We start from the raw sequence: 14,281 nt of genomic DNA on the forward strand, positions 1-14,281 counted from the left end.
GGTACCCGGATTCGGCCCCGCCCGCTGCCCGTCACCCCCGATCGCCGACAGCCGCGGAGCCCGGCCCGGCCGGAGGTGCTCGGTGACGCGGTTGTCCACAGTTTGGGGGCACAGCTGATTTACCAAGGCACTGGGAGCTAAATAGGGGCGTCGTAGTAGTAGGGGCTGTGGAAAGTGTGGACAACCCTTGTTTTCGCAGGTGAACCCCGCGATTTTTATCCACCGGCCCTGTGGGCGGAGCTTGGGGACAACTCGGCTCGCTGTGGATGCGCGCAGACTGTGCACAAGCCGTCCACCGGTTATCCACGAGTGCTCCACAGGTTTTCCACCGGATACCCACAGGAGCTGGGAACACCGGGGGATCGGGGCGCACCGGCCGCCCACAGGCCATCCCCAGCCCATCCCCAAGTTGTCCACTGGAATCGGCCGGTTATCCGCAGGCTTATCCACAGACATTCCAGACAGCCTGGGGATAACTCCGGTGAGAACTCCGGGAAATCGGTGCCAAGAATTTTTCGGCCGCCTGCGCCGAGGGGTACGAACCGGGGCAATCGGCGCTTCAGCCGTTGCGGGATTCCTGCTTGATCCGGTTGGTGAGCTCGGTTACCTGGTTGTAGATCGAGCGGCGCTCGGCCATGAGGGAGCGGATCTTGCGGTCGGCGTGCATCACGGTCGTGTGGTCGCGGCCGAACTGCTGCCCGATCTTGGGCAGGGACAGGTCGGTGAGCTCGCGGCAGAGGTACATCGCGATCTGCCGGGCGGTCACCAGCACGCGCGAGCGCGAGGTTCCGCACAGGTCCTCGGTGCTCAGCCCGAAGTACGAGGCGGTCTGCGCCATGATCGCCGAGGCGGTGATCTCGGGGCCTTCGTCGTCGGGGATCAGGTCCTTGAGGACGATCCCGGTCAGGTGCAGGTCGACCGATTGGCGGTTGAGGCTGGCGAAGGCCGTGACACGGATCAGCGCCCCCTCTAGCTCGCGGATGTTGGTGGAGATCTTGCTGGCGATGAACTCCAGCACCTCGGGCGGAGCCGCGAGCCCTTCCTGGGCGGCCTTCTTGCGCAGGATGGCGATCCGGGTTTCGAGCTCGGGCGGCTGGACGTCGGTGATCAGCCCCCACTCGAACCGGTTGCGCAGCCGGTCCTCCAGGGTCACGAGCTGCTTGGGCGGGCGGTCGCTGGAGATCACGATCTGCTTGTTGGAGTTGTGCAGGGTGTTGAAGGTGTGGAAGAACTCCTCCTGCGTCTGCTCCTTGTTCTCCAGGAACTGGATGTCGTCGACGAGCAGCACGTCGATGTCGCGGTAGCGCCGGCGGAAGCCATCGGCCTTGCCATCGCGGATGGAGTTGATGAACTCGTTGGTGAACTCCTCGGAGCTGACGTAGCGCACCCGGGCGCCGTCGTAGAGCCGCTGGGAGTAGTGGCCGATCGCATGCAGCAGGTGGGTCTTGCCCAGGCCGGAGCCGCCGTAGATGAACAGCGGGTTATAGGCCTTTGCCGGAGCCTCGGCCACTGCGACGGCGGCGGCGTGGGCGAACCGGTTGCTGGACCCGATGACAAAAGTGTCGAAGGTGTACTTGGGGTTCAGCCGCGCCGGCTCGGCCGAGGTGTGCGGCTGGTTGCCCCCCGATGTGTCGGGTGCGGCCGGCGCGGGCGGCGGGGGAGTGGTGCCGCGCCGGGGTTCGGGGTCGAGGGCCTGCTGCGGATCGGCGCTCGGCGCGGCACCGGTGCGGGAATCGGCGTCGGAATGCGGTGCACCGCCCTGGTCGCGGGGGTCGGATGCGGCCTGCGGAGCCGCCGGAGGGTGCTGCCACGGGCCCGGTGCCTGCCAGGAAGGGGTTTCCCACCGGTTCGGGGCATCCCACTCCGGTTCGCGCTGCTGTTGCTGGTGCTGCTGGGGCTGAGGTTGTTGCGGCTGCTGGGGGTAGCCGTTCTGCTGGTGCTCGCCCGAGTGGTACCCGGCCGCCGGGTAAGAGGGGGCGGCCGCATAGGAGGGGGCCGAAGGCGCCGGGGCGCCGTAGGACGTCCGGTCGCCCGTTCCGCGGGGCGCGAGCAGGTCCTCGCCGCTGCGCTGCTGCGCGGCGCCCGCAGTATCGGGCTGCGGGGGTTCGGGGGCGGGGTAGGCGGTGTCGGGCTGCTGGGGCCGGCCGTGCTGGGGGTGGTGGGACTGCGTGCCCTGGCCGGTGTGGCCGTGCTGGCCCGGTTGGCCGAATTGGCCGTCGGGAACGGCCTCGGTGGCGGCGGGCGGACCGGGCAGGTCCTCGGGCGCGACGGGCGGCTGCTGCCAGGGCGCCGGGCCGCCGGCGGGCGCGGCGCCGCCCGGCTGGCCGGAACCGGGGTCGGCCGGCGGCGGGCCGTAACCTGCGGCGGTCGGGCCTGCGGGCGGGGCCGGCTGCACGGCGGTGGGGTCGACGGTGACGGCCACGCGGATCTCGCGGCCGAGTTCGCTGGAGAGCGCCTGGCTGATGGCCGGACGCAGCCGGGTCTCCAGAACCTCCTTGGCGAACTCGTTGGGAGCGGCCAGCAGCGCGGTGTCCTCGATCAGCCCGAGCGGCCGGGTCTGCGGCAGCCAGGCCCGCTGCTGCGGGGGGAGCGTGCTGTTGTCGAGGCTGTTCAGCACGCTCGACCACACCATTGCGAGGTTGACCTGTGCCTCAGACACGGTGACCTGCCATGGTTCGTCCCCTTCTCACTGGTCTCCTCATAGCGCCGTAGGGCCGTTGCGGTGATCGCCGACTGGTAGCCGGCGAAGGAGCCGGACGTTCCATTCTCCCGGTTCTGTGGACGGCTGCGTGACGGGGTCGCGCAGCCGTGCGTGGGGCGTCATGCTGTGGGTAACTCGCTGTTATCTGTGGACCGCTTGTGTATGGCGGAACGCTGTGCAGTGGCGGTGGTTTCAGAGCGGACGCGGGGTCCTTCCACAACTTCAGAGCGTGGTCCACATGTTGTCCACGTCGCTGTACACAGCCTGTCAGACCCGTTCCACGGGTGGAGAGTTATCCACAAATCGCAGATCACAACGGCTGCTGTTCGTGCACACAAGCTGTGGACACCGCCCTGGGGAGGCGTGCGGGCGACGCCGGCCGCGGCTCGCGCGTTATCCACAGCTTAGGGGCGGCAGGCCAGGATGCACAGCCTGTGGAGAACATGTCGGGGAGTTGTCCACAGGCTCGGGAAAACATTGGCGTTCAACGGGCCGCGATCGTCCGGGGTAATGTTGACCTGTCCCGGAGCGGTCCACAGGTTCGATATGCTGGGATCGCTAGCCGTCTGTGCCCGTGCCCGCAGCTCGCTGCGGCGCCATTGGCACGCCGCCCCCGGCGGTCGACGCCATAGCGCAGACTTCCGTGCCCCGCTGCTCGTGGGGCAGCCGTAGTACTTCGATTACACGCCCCTGGAGCCCTGCAGTGAGCAAGCGTACGTTTCAGCCGAACAACCGGCGCCGCGCCAAGGTCCATGGTTTCCGGCTGCGCATGCGGACCCGCGCCGGACGCGCGATCGTCGCAGCGCGCCGCAAGAAGGGGCGCGTGCGGCTGACCGTGAGCCAGTAGAGGCCACGGTCGACCGATCGACCAGCGGGCCGGCTGTCCTCTGCGGCAGCCGGCCTTCGTTGTGCGTTCAGCCCGTCTAGGACCAATGCGATGTTGTCGCCCCAGAACCGAATGCGCCGCAGTGCCGAGTTCACCACCGTGCTGCGGTCCGGTCGGCGTGCCGGCCGCGAGGCGCTGAGCGTCGCCTATCTCGCACCGCCCGCCGCGGCGGCCGCACCTGCTGGGCCGGCCGCCCCGCCGCGGGTGGGTTTCGCCGTCGGCCGCCCCGTTGGCAACGCCGTGGTCCGCAAACGTGTGCAGCGCCGCCTCCGCCACCTGATGCGGGCGCGGCTCGGAGGGCTGCCTGCGGGTAGCCTGCTAGTAGTGCGGGCCAAACCCCTGGCCGCGTCCCTGGGATACGACACGCTGGCCGCGCAGCTCGACGGTGCGATCGCTGCGGCGATGCGTCCCCGCAACGGTGCGACACGCCGTCGCAAGGGGCCGAGCACACCGGGCGAGACACGCAGCAGCGGGGATCTGGCGGGTACATGACCGAAGAGACACCGAGCCTGGCGGCGAGAGCGTTGGTAATACCGATCCGCGGCTACCAGCGCTTCATCAGTCCGTTCCTGCCCCCTGTCTGCCGTTTCTATCCCTCCTGCAGCGCCTATGCCGTGGAGGCGCTCCACGTGCACGGCGGACCGCGTGGACTCTGGTTGACCGCGCGCAGGATCGCCCGCTGCCATCCATTCCATCCCGGCGGGCTCGATCCCGTTCCCCCGCGCCGCGGTGCGGCCGGCCACGAGACGGCCTCGCCCGAACCGGAGACCGCGCCGGAACCACCGGGGCAGTAGCTGAACCGAAGGAAGAGGGAGTTGGCCGGTGCTGGACTGGCTTTACAACATCGTCGCCTGGGTGCTGATCCAGATCCACTCCGGCTTGACGACCATGGGGCTGGACCCTTCTAGCGGCTGGGCCTGGGGCCTGTCCATCGTCACCTTGACGGTGCTCATGCGGCTGATCATGGTTCCGCTGTTCGTCAAGCAGATGCAGACGCAGCGCAAGATCCAGGATATGCAGCCGCAGCTCGCGAAGCTGAAAGAGCGCTATAAGAACGACAAGCAGCGCCTGCAACAAGAGCAGATGAAGCTCTACCAGGAGAGCGGCACCAACCCGGTGATGGGCTGCCTGCCGCTGCTGCTGCAGATGCCCGTGTTCTTCGCGCTGTTCAACGTGCTGCGCAACGTGGCCCAGGGCAACGCCAACTACGGCTTCACCCCCGAGCTCGTCCAGAGCGCGCAGAACGCCTCGATCTTCCACGCGCCGCTGGCCGCTCAGTTCCTGATGAGCAACCAGGAGCTGGAACAGTACGGCGCCGACCCGATCATGGCGAAGGCCGTCATTGTCGTCGCCTGCGTGATCATGGGCAGCACGACCTTCCTCACGATGCGCCAGAGCATGAAGCGGCAGACCACCGTGCAGGTGGCTGACAACCCCATGGCGCAGTCGCAGAAGATCATGATGTACCTCGCGCCCGCCTTCGGCCTCTTCGGGCTGGGCATGCCGATCGGCGTGCTGATCTACTGGGTGACCTCCAACGTCTGGACCATGGGCCAGCAGCACTTCCTCTACCGCATGCCGGTCAAGGGCTCCGACCAGGACGGTGCGGACACCGCCAAGAAGGCGTCCCCGAACGGATCCGCGAAGGGTCTGCTCGGCAAGCGCAAGGAGAGCGCGCCAGAACCGGTCGAAGAGCCTAAGATCGAGCGTAGGCAGCCGAGGAAGCAGCCGCGGGCCAAGCGCAGCGGCGGCAACTCGCGCAAGTAGGGCCATCAGGAGACCGGATGACCGCGCAGGCAGCAGCAAGCCCTGGAGGCGCGTTTCCGGTGTCCACTCAGACGTTAGGAGACAGGTCGCTGTGAACGACGGCAACACTGACGACGGGGACGAGCGCGGAAGCGTGGCCGTGGCTGATGCTCCCCAGGACGACGAGGGCGAAGCCGCCGGGGCCGCCGTCGACGTCGAGGCGCTGGAGCGCGAGGGCGACATCGCCGCCGATTACATCGAGGGCCTCCTGGACATCGCCGACTTCGACGGCGACATCGACATGGACGTCGAAGGCGACCGTGCGCTGGTGTCGGTCGTCGGGGCAACCCTGGATGAGCTTATCGGCGACAACGGCGAAGTACTTGAAGCGCTCCAGGAACTGACCCGGCTTGCGGTGCACCGCAGCACCGGAAACCGCAGTCGGCTGATGCTGGACATCGGCGGCTACCGCGACTCCCGGCGGCAGACGCTGTCGCGCCTGGGTTCCGATGCCGTTGCGGAGGTCAAGAAGAGCGGTGAGGTCAAGCCGCTGGAGCCGATGACCCCTTTCGAGCGCAAGGTGGTGCACGACGCCGTCGCCGCAGCCGGGCTGCGCAGTGAGTCCGAAGGCGAAGAGCCCAACCGCTATGTGGTGGTCTATCCGGCCGAGTGAGGCTACTCGGTCATGCGGCCAGTGGGTCTGCGGCCCGACGGCGCACCGTCGTCGATAGCGACTCGGCCTCGGTTTCACGTGAAACGACAACGTCCGGCATCGGCGCCCCTCACGCATAAGATCGTGGGGGGCGCTGCTGTATCTACTCCCCTGGATTTCTCTCCATATCGACCTGTCGATTCATCGCTGACCGGTCAGAAAGTGTCAAGGTGGTGACTGATGACCTCGGGTGCTGAGGGGAAGGTGGCACCGCCCGAGCAGGCGCAGGACTTGTTCGGTGACGCGCTGCCGCTCATGGGGCGGTATGCGGACCTGCTCGCCGACGCCGGCGTGGAACGCGGACTCATTGGTCCGCGTGAAGTCCCTCGGTTGTGGCAGCGCCACTTGATGAACTGCGCCGTCGTTGAGGAACTAGTCCCGGAAGGTGCGGACGTCGTCGACATCGGCTCCGGTGCCGGCCTTCCCGGTGTGGTGCTGGGCATTATGCGCCCGGACCTGTCGGTGACCTTGCTGGAGCCGCTGCTGCGCCGCACGGTCTTCTTGCGTGAGTGCATCGAGCACCTCGGTCTGCCCAATGTGCAGGTGCGTCGCGGACGTGCCGAGGACGTGCGGTCGGAGGTGTCGGCCGACATCGTCACCGCACGGGCGGTGGCGCCGCTGACTCGGTTGGCAGCGTGGTCGCTGCCGTTGCTGCGCAAGGGCGGGAGTCTGCTCGCGCTGAAGGGTGAGCAAGCCGAGAGTGAACTGGAAGAGGCCCGCGGGGATTTGTCGGCACAACGCCCCTGCGTTGCTGATGTTATTCGGGTTGGGCGCGGTAAAGTCGAACCCGCTACCACGGTTGTCCGCGTGACGGTCACAGCTGAGCGCGATCATGCCGCCGCATCCAAGTCGCGACGCCCCTCAGGTGGCTCCAGGAAGAAGCGCGGACGGAAGAGGTGAAGTCTTCGTGCCCCAGAACCAGTCCGACGGCGCCCACGTTTCACGTGAAACGCCTCACTGGGAGGACCATGCCATGCCCGCCGATGTTTCACGTGAAACGGATGTCGATGTGATTCCGACGTCCGGTGTTGAGGTGGAATTCGATACTCCGATCGCTCGTGCCGCCCGCGCTGCGATGTCGGTTCGCGGACACAGCGACAACTCCTGGCCGCGCCCCGATAAGTGCCGGGTCGTCAGTGTGGCCAATCAGAAGGGCGGTGTCGGCAAGACGACGACAACCGTCAACATCGCCGCCGCTCTGGCGATGCACGGCAACCGCGTGCTGGTCGTCGATCTCGATCCGCAGGGAAACGCGTCCACCGCCCTGGGGATGGAGCGCGACGCCGAGTCCCGTTCCATCTACCACTGCCTGGTCGAGGACGAGGAAATCCGCAACATCGCTCATCCGGTGCCCGATATCGAGAACCTCTGGTGCGTTCCCGCCACTATCGACTTGGCTGGTGCGGAGATCGAGCTTGTCTCGCTGGTGGCCCGCGAGTCGCGGCTCAAGCGGGCGTTCGCCGCTTACGACAGCAGCGAGTTGGACTACATCCTCATCGACTGCCCGCCCTCGCTCGGCCTGCTGACGGTCAACGCCATGGTCGCTTGTGAAGAGGTGCTGATACCGATCCAGTGCGAGTACTACGCACTGGAAGGGCTGGGGCAGCTGCTGCGCAACGTGGAACTCGTGAAGTCCCACCTGAATCCGGCGATGGAGATCTCGACCATCGTGCTCACCATGTACGACGGCCGGACCCGGCTGGCGTCCCAGGTTGCGGATGAAGTACGCGGCCACTTCGGGGATCTGGTACTCAAGACATTGGTGCCCCGGAGCGTCCGGCTCTCCGAAGCCCCGAGCTACGGGCAGTCGGTGATGACCTACGATCCGGGCTCCACCGGTGCGGTTGCCTACATGGAGGCGGCGCGCGAGATCGCCCACCGGGCGAAGATTGGCGTCGGAAACTGATCATGAGACGTGAAGGGAGACGTCGGTGAGCCAGCAGCGGCGCGGTCTGGGCAAGGGCCTTGGCGCGTTGATTCCCCAAGCGCCCGATACTACGAGCCTGGACGCTCCGCCCAGCCTCGACGCGGAGCCCACCCCCGAGGCAGTCCAGGGCGCCTACCTTGAGGAGATCGAGGTCGGCGCCGTCACCCCCAACCCGCGGCAGCCCCGCCAGCACTTCGACGAGGAGTCGCTGGAGGAGTTGCGCGCATCCATTTCCGAGGTCGGCCTGCTCCAGCCGATCGTGGTCCGCAAGCTCGGTCCCGGGCGCTACGAGCTCATCATGGGTGAGCGCCGGTGGCGTGCGAGCAAGGAAGTCGGTCTGGAGCGCATCCCGGCGATCGTCCGCGAAACCGGCGACGACGAACTGTTGCGCGATGCATTGCTGGAGAACCTGCACCGCCAGCAGCTGAATCCACTGGAAGAGGCCGCCGCCTATCAGCAGCTGCTCGACGACTTCGGCGCCACCCACGACGAACTCGCCAAGCGGATCGGCCGGTCCCGCCCGCACATCACGAACACGCTGCGTCTGCTGAACCTGTCTCCCTCGGTGCAGCGGCGCGTTGCCGCAGGCGTGCTCAGCGCCGGACATGCGCGGGCACTGCTGTCCGTGGAGGAGTCGGAGACCCAGGACCGCCTGGCGCGCCGCATCGTGGAGGAAGGCCTCTCGGTCCGGGCGCTGGAAGAGATCATCACCCTGGGCGAGACCGACGACAAACGTGCAGCGCCGCGCCGCTCACCGGCACGCAGCGGCCCCAGCCCGGAGATGGAGGAGTGGTCGCGCCGGCTGTCCGACGTGTTCGACACCCGGGTAAAGATCAACCAGGGCCGCAACAAGGGCAAGATCGTCGTTGAGTTCGCGACCAAGGAGGATCTGGAGCGCATCATCGCGGCGATGGCGCCGGGTACGGGCGAAGAATAACGGTAGGTCGCCCAGCCGCTTTGTCGACTCGTCGCCATGTGGCGGCAGGGAAGTAGGTGTCAGCAAGCGGCGATTAGGTGCCGGCGGGCGGCAGTAGGTATCGGCAAGTATGCGTCGCTACATGTCGACAAGCAGGCCGGGCGGCCGGTCATCGCCGGGTGCGCATGCGGTACGGCGCGGATGCGGCAGTACCGGCCGGGACAGAGCACAGCACACAGCAGCGGCCCCGAGAACACTGGGTCTCGGGGCCGCTGCTTATTGGGATTACCTGGGCTTGCCGGCTGCACGGCGGCACCGTTTCACGTGAAACACTGCCGCGGCAACCGCCCGGTCCAGCTGTCAGCCGATGAACTCTTCGAGGTCCTGCAGCAGCTTGCGCTTGGGCTTGGCGCCGCGGATCTGCTTGACGACCTCGCCGTTCTGGTAGACGTTCATCATCGGAATCGACATGACGCCGGCCTCGCGCGAGGTGTTCGGGTTCTCGTCGGTGTTCAGCTTGACGATCTCGAGCTTGTCGCCGTGATCGCGGGCGATCTCCTCAAGGATGGGTGCGACCTGGCGGCAGGGACCGCACCACTCCGCCCAGAAGTCGACCAGCACCGGCTTGTCGCTCTGCAGTACATCCGACTCGAAGCTGCTGTCGGTCACTTTCTTCAGATCAGTCATGGAGGACTCCTCATCGATCATCGCTAATGGTCGCGTGGTCACAAAAGCAGTGGTGGCGCGTCGCGCACCGGGCTGGGTCGGCGCGGCGCAGGGGAGCGCGGTTTAGTGCCCCTGGTCGGCCAGGTAGCGTTCCGCGTCGAGTGCTGCGGCGCATCCGGTGCCGGCGGCGGTGACCGCCTGGCGGTAGTTGTGGTCGACGACGTCGCCGGCGGCGAAAACGCCGGGGATGTTGGTGCGCGTACTGGGGGCGTCGACCGCGAGGTAGCCCTCAGAGTCGAAGTCGAGCTGGTTCTGGAAGAGCTCCACCCGCGGGTCGTGGCCGATCGCGATGAACAGGCCGGTGACGTCGAGCTTGCTTTCGTCGCCGGTGACCGTGTTGCGCAGCTGCAGTGCGGAGACCTTGGCGTCGCCGACGACCTCGGTCACCTCGGTGTTCCACAGGAAGCTGATCTTCTCGTTGTTGAAGGCGCGCTCCTGCATGATCTTGCTGGCGCGGAGTTCGCCCCGGCGGTGGACGATGGTGACCGAGCGCGCGAAGCGGGTGAGGAAGGTGGCTTCTTCCATGGCGGTGTCGCCGCCGCCGACGACGGCGATGTCCTGGTCGCGGAAGAAGAAACCGTCGCAGGTCGCGCACCAGGAGGTGCCGCGGCCGGAGAACTCTTCCTCGCCGGGTACGCCGAGCTTGCGGTAGCCCGAACCGGTGGCGACGATCACCGTGTGGGCGTAGTGGGTGTCGTTGCCGACCTTGACCACCTTGGGGCTGGCGGTGAGGTCGACCTCGGTGGCGTCGTCGGCCACGAGTTCGGCGCCGAAGCGCTCGGCCTGCTTGCGCAGGTTGTCCATGAGGTCAGGACCCATTACGCCGTCGGGGAACCCGGGAAAGTTCTCGACGTCGGTGGTGTTCATCAGAGCGCCGCCGGCGGTGATCGAACCCTCGAACACCAGGGGGCGGAGTTCGGCGCGGGCGGCATAAACGGCCGCGGTATAACCCGCTGGACCCGATCCGATGATGATTACATTGCGGACGTCGCTCACGATCGTCGCCCTCCGGTCGGTTCGGCGGGCAGGACGCTGGCTGCTGCCCGCGGTGAAAGTCGTCTGTCCCAACAGATGGTAGGCCCGGGCAATTCCCGCCGGGTGCCGGAGCCGTGTCGACCTGCCGATCTGTCGGCGAGTCGCCCTTTCCGTACGGTCCCCGGCCCCGGCCCTGCGGAACCTGGAACATCCGGCGGGCGGAAACCGGGATTTGATCCGCTTGCCGCAGGCGCGGCGTGCCCCGGCCGGCAACCGGGCCGCGCGGGTGGGGCACCGGCAGCGGGCCGCACACGCAAACGGCCCCCGCGCAACGGAAGCGGTTGCGCGGGGGCTCAAGGACCGGGTGCCGGCGGCGGCCGGCCGGAGGTCAGGGGGCGGGAACGGTCGCGCGCGCCAATACGGCGTCCTGCGCCTTGCCGCCCTCGACGCAGTCGGGCGAGACGACCACCACGTCGTAGGACTCCTGGGCCTCGCTGCCGGGGCGGGCACCGTAGTACATGACCCAGGCCTTGCCTGCGGTGTCGGCGGTGGAGAACTCCGCGAAGTCGATCAGCATCGGGCGGTCGCCGGATTCGCCGGCGAGCTCCTGAACGCACGATGAGACATCGGAAGGGACCTCCGATGGATCGGGTCGCTCAGCCTTTCCGGGGCCGTCAGCGTTGCCCTGGGCGCCTTCAGGGGCCATCGGGTCGGCTTCGTCGAGAACGGCCGCGGCCTGCTGGTCGAGTTGGCCGCGGGTATAGACGGTTCCGCTTTCGATGACCAGCGGCTGGTAGCCCAGTGCGGTGTCGCTCTGCGCGGCGGAGCCGGCCGAATCGCTGTCCGGCCCGGCGAGGTGGGGCGGCGCGCCCCCGGTCTCGCCGGAGGTGAGGTTGCGTACCACGGCACTGCCGCCGCCGACGACCACGACCGCGGCCGCAGCGAGTGCCAGGTAGTTGATCCACCGGTTCGACGACCCGAACCTGCGGCGGATCGGGACGACATTGGCCGGCGGCCCGGGCGCGGCGCCGGAGGTGCTGGAGTGGTCGGAAGGGTCGGGGCCGCCGCTGCCGGAATCGGACCGGCGGGTTTCGACCTCGGCCCGCACCGCGTCGTCAAGGCGGGCCGCGATGGAGTCGGGGAGCGGGGGCGCGGAAAAGTCGGCCAAGGCCTGTGTGACATCGGCCAATTGCGCCTGCTGCGCGGCGCAGGCCGTGCACTCGGCCATGTGCTGTTGGACGGTGCTCTCTTCGGTGTCCTCCAGCAGCCCTTCGGCCGACAAGGCGAGAGTCTCCGCGTCCACATGAGACGTCACGATGCCCTGTCACCTCCTCTCGGAGATGTGACGTCTCGGGCTCGCTCAGGGTTCCGCAGATGCGCGAGATGTGGAAGAAGTCTCGCGCGGCCGCGCGCACAGCGGCTTTTCACCGTTCCGGGCGCTACTTCGAGGATTTCGGCCGCCTCGTCGACGCGGTAGCCGATCATGTCGACCAGGACCAGCGCCAACCGCTGCTCGGTGGGCAGCTTTTCCAGCGCGGAGTGGACGTCCATGGCGGAGTCGCTGCTGCCGGTGGGGTCGGGGGTGGCGGCCTTGGTGCGTTCGTTGGAGATCACGTCGAGCGTGGCGTCGTCGGTGGGTACCGCCGGGCGGACCATCTTGCGGCGCATGCGGTCGTGGCAGGCGTTGATGACGATGCGGTGCAGCCACGTGCTGACCTGGGCTTCGCCGCGGAAGCGGTGGGCGCCGCGGAACGCGGAGAGGAAGGCGTCCTGCAGGGCGTCGGCGGCCTCTTCGGAGTCGCCGAGGACGCGGATCGCGACAGCCCACATGCGTTCGCGGTGGCGCCGGACCAGCTCGCCGAAGGCATGGTCGTCGCCTTGAGCGTGCCTGGACAACAGCTCCCTATCGGGTAGCTCCTGAACCGCGTCAATCACCGTAGTCACGTTTTCCCGCGCAGCTCGACCTCGTTGACGGTTCCCCGGTACCTTCCGCCGTCCTGGGGCAGACTAGTGAACCATACGACGACATAGCGTCCTTCGGCAGGCTCATCCAGTTCAATATCGGTTTCGCCGTTGACGCCGCTCTGCGCTGCAGCGGGTGACCCCTCCACACCGAGGTCGGCGGGGTCGGTGGAGTCGCCTACGAGGATCTCCACATCAGCGGGCCCGGTACCCAGGTTGAGCGAGACTTCGTGGAGTTCGGCGGCTTGGCCGAGGTCGAGGATGAGCCCTACGCCCGGTTTCAGGCCGCCGAGGTCGGCGCTGTTGTAGCCCTGGGTGTTCCAGCCCGTGGTGGGCTGCCCGTCGATGGCCAGGTCGGCTTCGTCGTTGTGCTCGTCGCCGTCGTTGCCCATCGGGTCGAACCCGTTGGCCGAATCGGGTTCGAGTGCGCTGAGTTCGGGAGCTTCCTCTTCGCCGCCGCCTCCGGTGGGCTGGGTGTTGTCCTGGTCGGTGCCCGGTCCGCTCATGCTGGTGCCGATGTTCCAGGCGACCACGACGACCCCGATGAACACGACCAGGGCCAGGGCACCGACCAGGGCCCGGGTGAGCGCGGTGGTTTCGCCGCTGGTTCTGCCGCGGCGCCGCTGGGTCGGCGGTGCCTGGCGCTGCTGGGCTTGGCGCTGGGGCTGTTCCGGCGGCTGCGGCGCGGCCTGGAACTCGCCGGAGCGCCGCGAGGTGCCGCGGGCGGGTTGGGGCGCGACCGGCGCGTTGGGCGGGGTGCCCGGGAGCGGGACCATGCGCGGGACGCTGGCCAGCGCGTCGGCGATCCCGCGGGCGTTGGTGAGGGGGCCGCCCTGCAGCGGTGCGAGGAACGCGGTACGGCAGACGAGGTCGTTGAGGTACTGCGAGACCCCCGGCTGCAGTTGGTTGGGCTGGCACGGGGTGCCGCCGACCAGCGGCGCGGCCGGGAGCCCGTTGCGGGCCTGGTCGGGCCAGTGGGCGGTCAGCGCCGCGTACAGCAGCTTGCCCAACCCTTGGGCGTCGGCCGTGGCGGGATTGTCGGCGCCGGCGCCGCGCAGCGCGGAGTCGATGCCGATGCCGGTGACCTTGACCGCGCCCCCGAGGCTCCAGATGAGCTTTCCGGGGGTCAGGTTGAGGTGGTACAGGCCCGCTTGGTGCGCGGTGGCCAGGGTCTCGGCCGCCTCGGCGATCAGGCCGGCGGCGCGTTCGGCGGGCAGCGGTCCCTGAGCGAGGAGTTCGGCCAGCGACTGCCCGGCCACCCATTCCTCTACGACGTAGGGGGCGGCGCCGCTGTCGTCGGCGTCGAACACCTGCGTGACACGGGAGTCGGCGATGCGGCTGGTGGCCCGTGCGGCCCGGACGGCCTCGCTCGTGTACGGGAACTCGTCGGCGAAGGTCCATACGGCGACGAGGCGGGCGAGGGTTTCGTCGGTGGCCTTCCACAGGGTCGCACCCGCGGTCTGGCTTACCTGGCTGTCGAGTCGGTAGCGGCCGGCGAGACGGGCGCCTGGCTCAATCATGAAGGTGCTCATGCCGGCAGTGACGGACGCGACGGCCGAAGGGCGCCACCCGTACCGGGAGCAGCCGGTCGGGCCGGGCTCGGGGTGGGTCCGGCCGTGTCGGTGTCTGTCCCCAACCTCCCTTCGGGCAGCTCAGAAAACTCGTGGGCAACGGCATAGAACTGCCGCTCCATGCTAGGACGCTTCGGTGGTGCCTTCGGTGGACAGGTG

General features: G+C 68.1%; 14 protein-coding genes. 8 read left to right on the top strand and 6 right to left on the bottom strand.

Going from position 1 to position 14,281, the window contains the following annotated elements:
• Positions 1–559 precede the first annotated feature (559 nt).
• On the bottom strand, positions 560–2,659 hold the full coding sequence (dnaA, locus tag ACYVD5_RS08735; protein WP_461000439.1) for a chromosomal replication initiator protein DnaA: 2,100 nt from the start codon (positions 2,657–2,659) through the stop codon (positions 560–562).
• A gap of 745 nt (positions 2,660–3,404) precedes the next feature.
• Between dnaA and rpmH the strand changes: the two genes are divergently transcribed.
• The 8 genes from rpmH (at position 3,405) to ACYVD5_RS08775 (ending at position 8,909) form a co-directional block, all read left to right on the top strand.
• On the top strand, positions 3,405–3,548 hold the full coding sequence (gene rpmH, locus ACYVD5_RS08740) for a 50S ribosomal protein L34 (protein ID WP_179768393.1): 144 nt from the start codon (positions 3,405–3,407) through the stop codon (positions 3,546–3,548).
• A 90-nt stretch (positions 3,549–3,638) separates the two neighbouring features.
• Positions 3,639–4,079: a ribonuclease P protein component gene (gene rnpA / locus ACYVD5_RS08745; RefSeq protein WP_461000440.1), complete on the top strand. Its 441-nt coding sequence runs from the start codon at positions 3,639–3,641 to the stop codon at positions 4,077–4,079.
• Entirely contained in the window at positions 4,076–4,381 is a 306-nt protein-coding gene (gene yidD, locus ACYVD5_RS08750; protein ID WP_461000441.1) for a membrane protein insertion efficiency factor YidD, read from the top strand. Before rnpA ends, yidD begins: the two co-directional genes overlap by 4 nt.
• A 28-nt stretch (positions 4,382–4,409) precedes the next feature.
• Positions 4,410–5,354, top strand: a complete 945-nt coding sequence (yidC, locus tag ACYVD5_RS08755; protein ID WP_461000442.1) for a membrane protein insertase YidC — start codon at positions 4,410–4,412, stop codon at positions 5,352–5,354.
• 139 nt (positions 5,355–5,493) lie between these two features.
• Positions 5,494–6,006 (top strand): Jag family protein, encoded by a 513-nt coding sequence (locus tag ACYVD5_RS08760; RefSeq protein ID WP_461000478.1) that lies wholly within the window; start codon positions 5,494–5,496, stop codon positions 6,004–6,006.
• Between the two features lie 219 nt (positions 6,007–6,225).
• Positions 6,226–6,945 (top strand): 16S rRNA (guanine(527)-N(7))-methyltransferase RsmG, encoded by a 720-nt coding sequence (rsmG, locus tag ACYVD5_RS08765; protein WP_461000443.1) that lies wholly within the window; start codon positions 6,226–6,228, stop codon positions 6,943–6,945.
• Positions 6,946–7,120: 175 nt separating this feature from the next.
• Positions 7,121–7,951, top strand: coding sequence for a ParA family protein (locus tag ACYVD5_RS08770; protein ID WP_461000479.1), 831 nt, complete (start codon positions 7,121–7,123; stop codon positions 7,949–7,951).
• Between the two features lie 25 nt (positions 7,952–7,976).
• Positions 7,977–8,909 carry a ParB/RepB/Spo0J family partition protein gene (locus ACYVD5_RS08775; RefSeq protein ID WP_461000444.1) on the top strand — a complete coding sequence of 311 codons (933 nt, stop codon included), beginning with the start codon at positions 7,977–7,979 and terminating at the stop codon, positions 8,907–8,909.
• Positions 8,910–9,248: 339 nt separating this feature from the next.
• Here the strand turns inward: ACYVD5_RS08775 and trxA are convergent, their stop codons facing one another.
• The 5 genes from trxA to ACYVD5_RS08800 all read right to left on the bottom strand — a co-directional run bounded on the left by trxA (position 9,249) and on the right by ACYVD5_RS08800 (position 14,071).
• Positions 9,249–9,575, bottom strand: coding sequence for a thioredoxin (gene trxA / locus ACYVD5_RS08780; RefSeq protein ID WP_461000445.1), 327 nt, complete (start codon positions 9,573–9,575; stop codon positions 9,249–9,251).
• A gap of 102 nt (positions 9,576–9,677) precedes the next feature.
• The gene (trxB, locus tag ACYVD5_RS08785; protein WP_461000446.1) at positions 9,678–10,610 is read right to left on the bottom strand and encodes a thioredoxin-disulfide reductase; all 933 of its coding nucleotides are present in this window, start codon (positions 10,608–10,610) and stop codon (positions 9,678–9,680) included.
• A 367-nt stretch (positions 10,611–10,977) separates the two neighbouring features.
• The gene (locus ACYVD5_RS08790) at positions 10,978–11,904 is read right to left on the bottom strand and encodes a hypothetical protein (RefSeq protein ID WP_461000447.1); all 927 of its coding nucleotides are present in this window, start codon (positions 11,902–11,904) and stop codon (positions 10,978–10,980) included.
• Entirely contained in the window at positions 11,901–12,521 is a 621-nt protein-coding gene (gene sigM / locus ACYVD5_RS08795) for an RNA polymerase sigma factor SigM (protein WP_461000480.1), read from the bottom strand. The genes ACYVD5_RS08790 and sigM overlap by 4 nt, the downstream gene beginning before the upstream one ends.
• 8 nt (positions 12,522–12,529) lie before the next feature.
• On the bottom strand, positions 12,530–14,071 hold the full coding sequence (locus ACYVD5_RS08800) for a protein kinase family protein (protein ID WP_461000448.1): 1,542 nt from the start codon (positions 14,069–14,071) through the stop codon (positions 12,530–12,532).
• Between the last annotated feature and the right edge of the window lie 210 nt (positions 14,072–14,281).

Source organism: Streptomonospora sediminis (assembly GCF_054778995.1).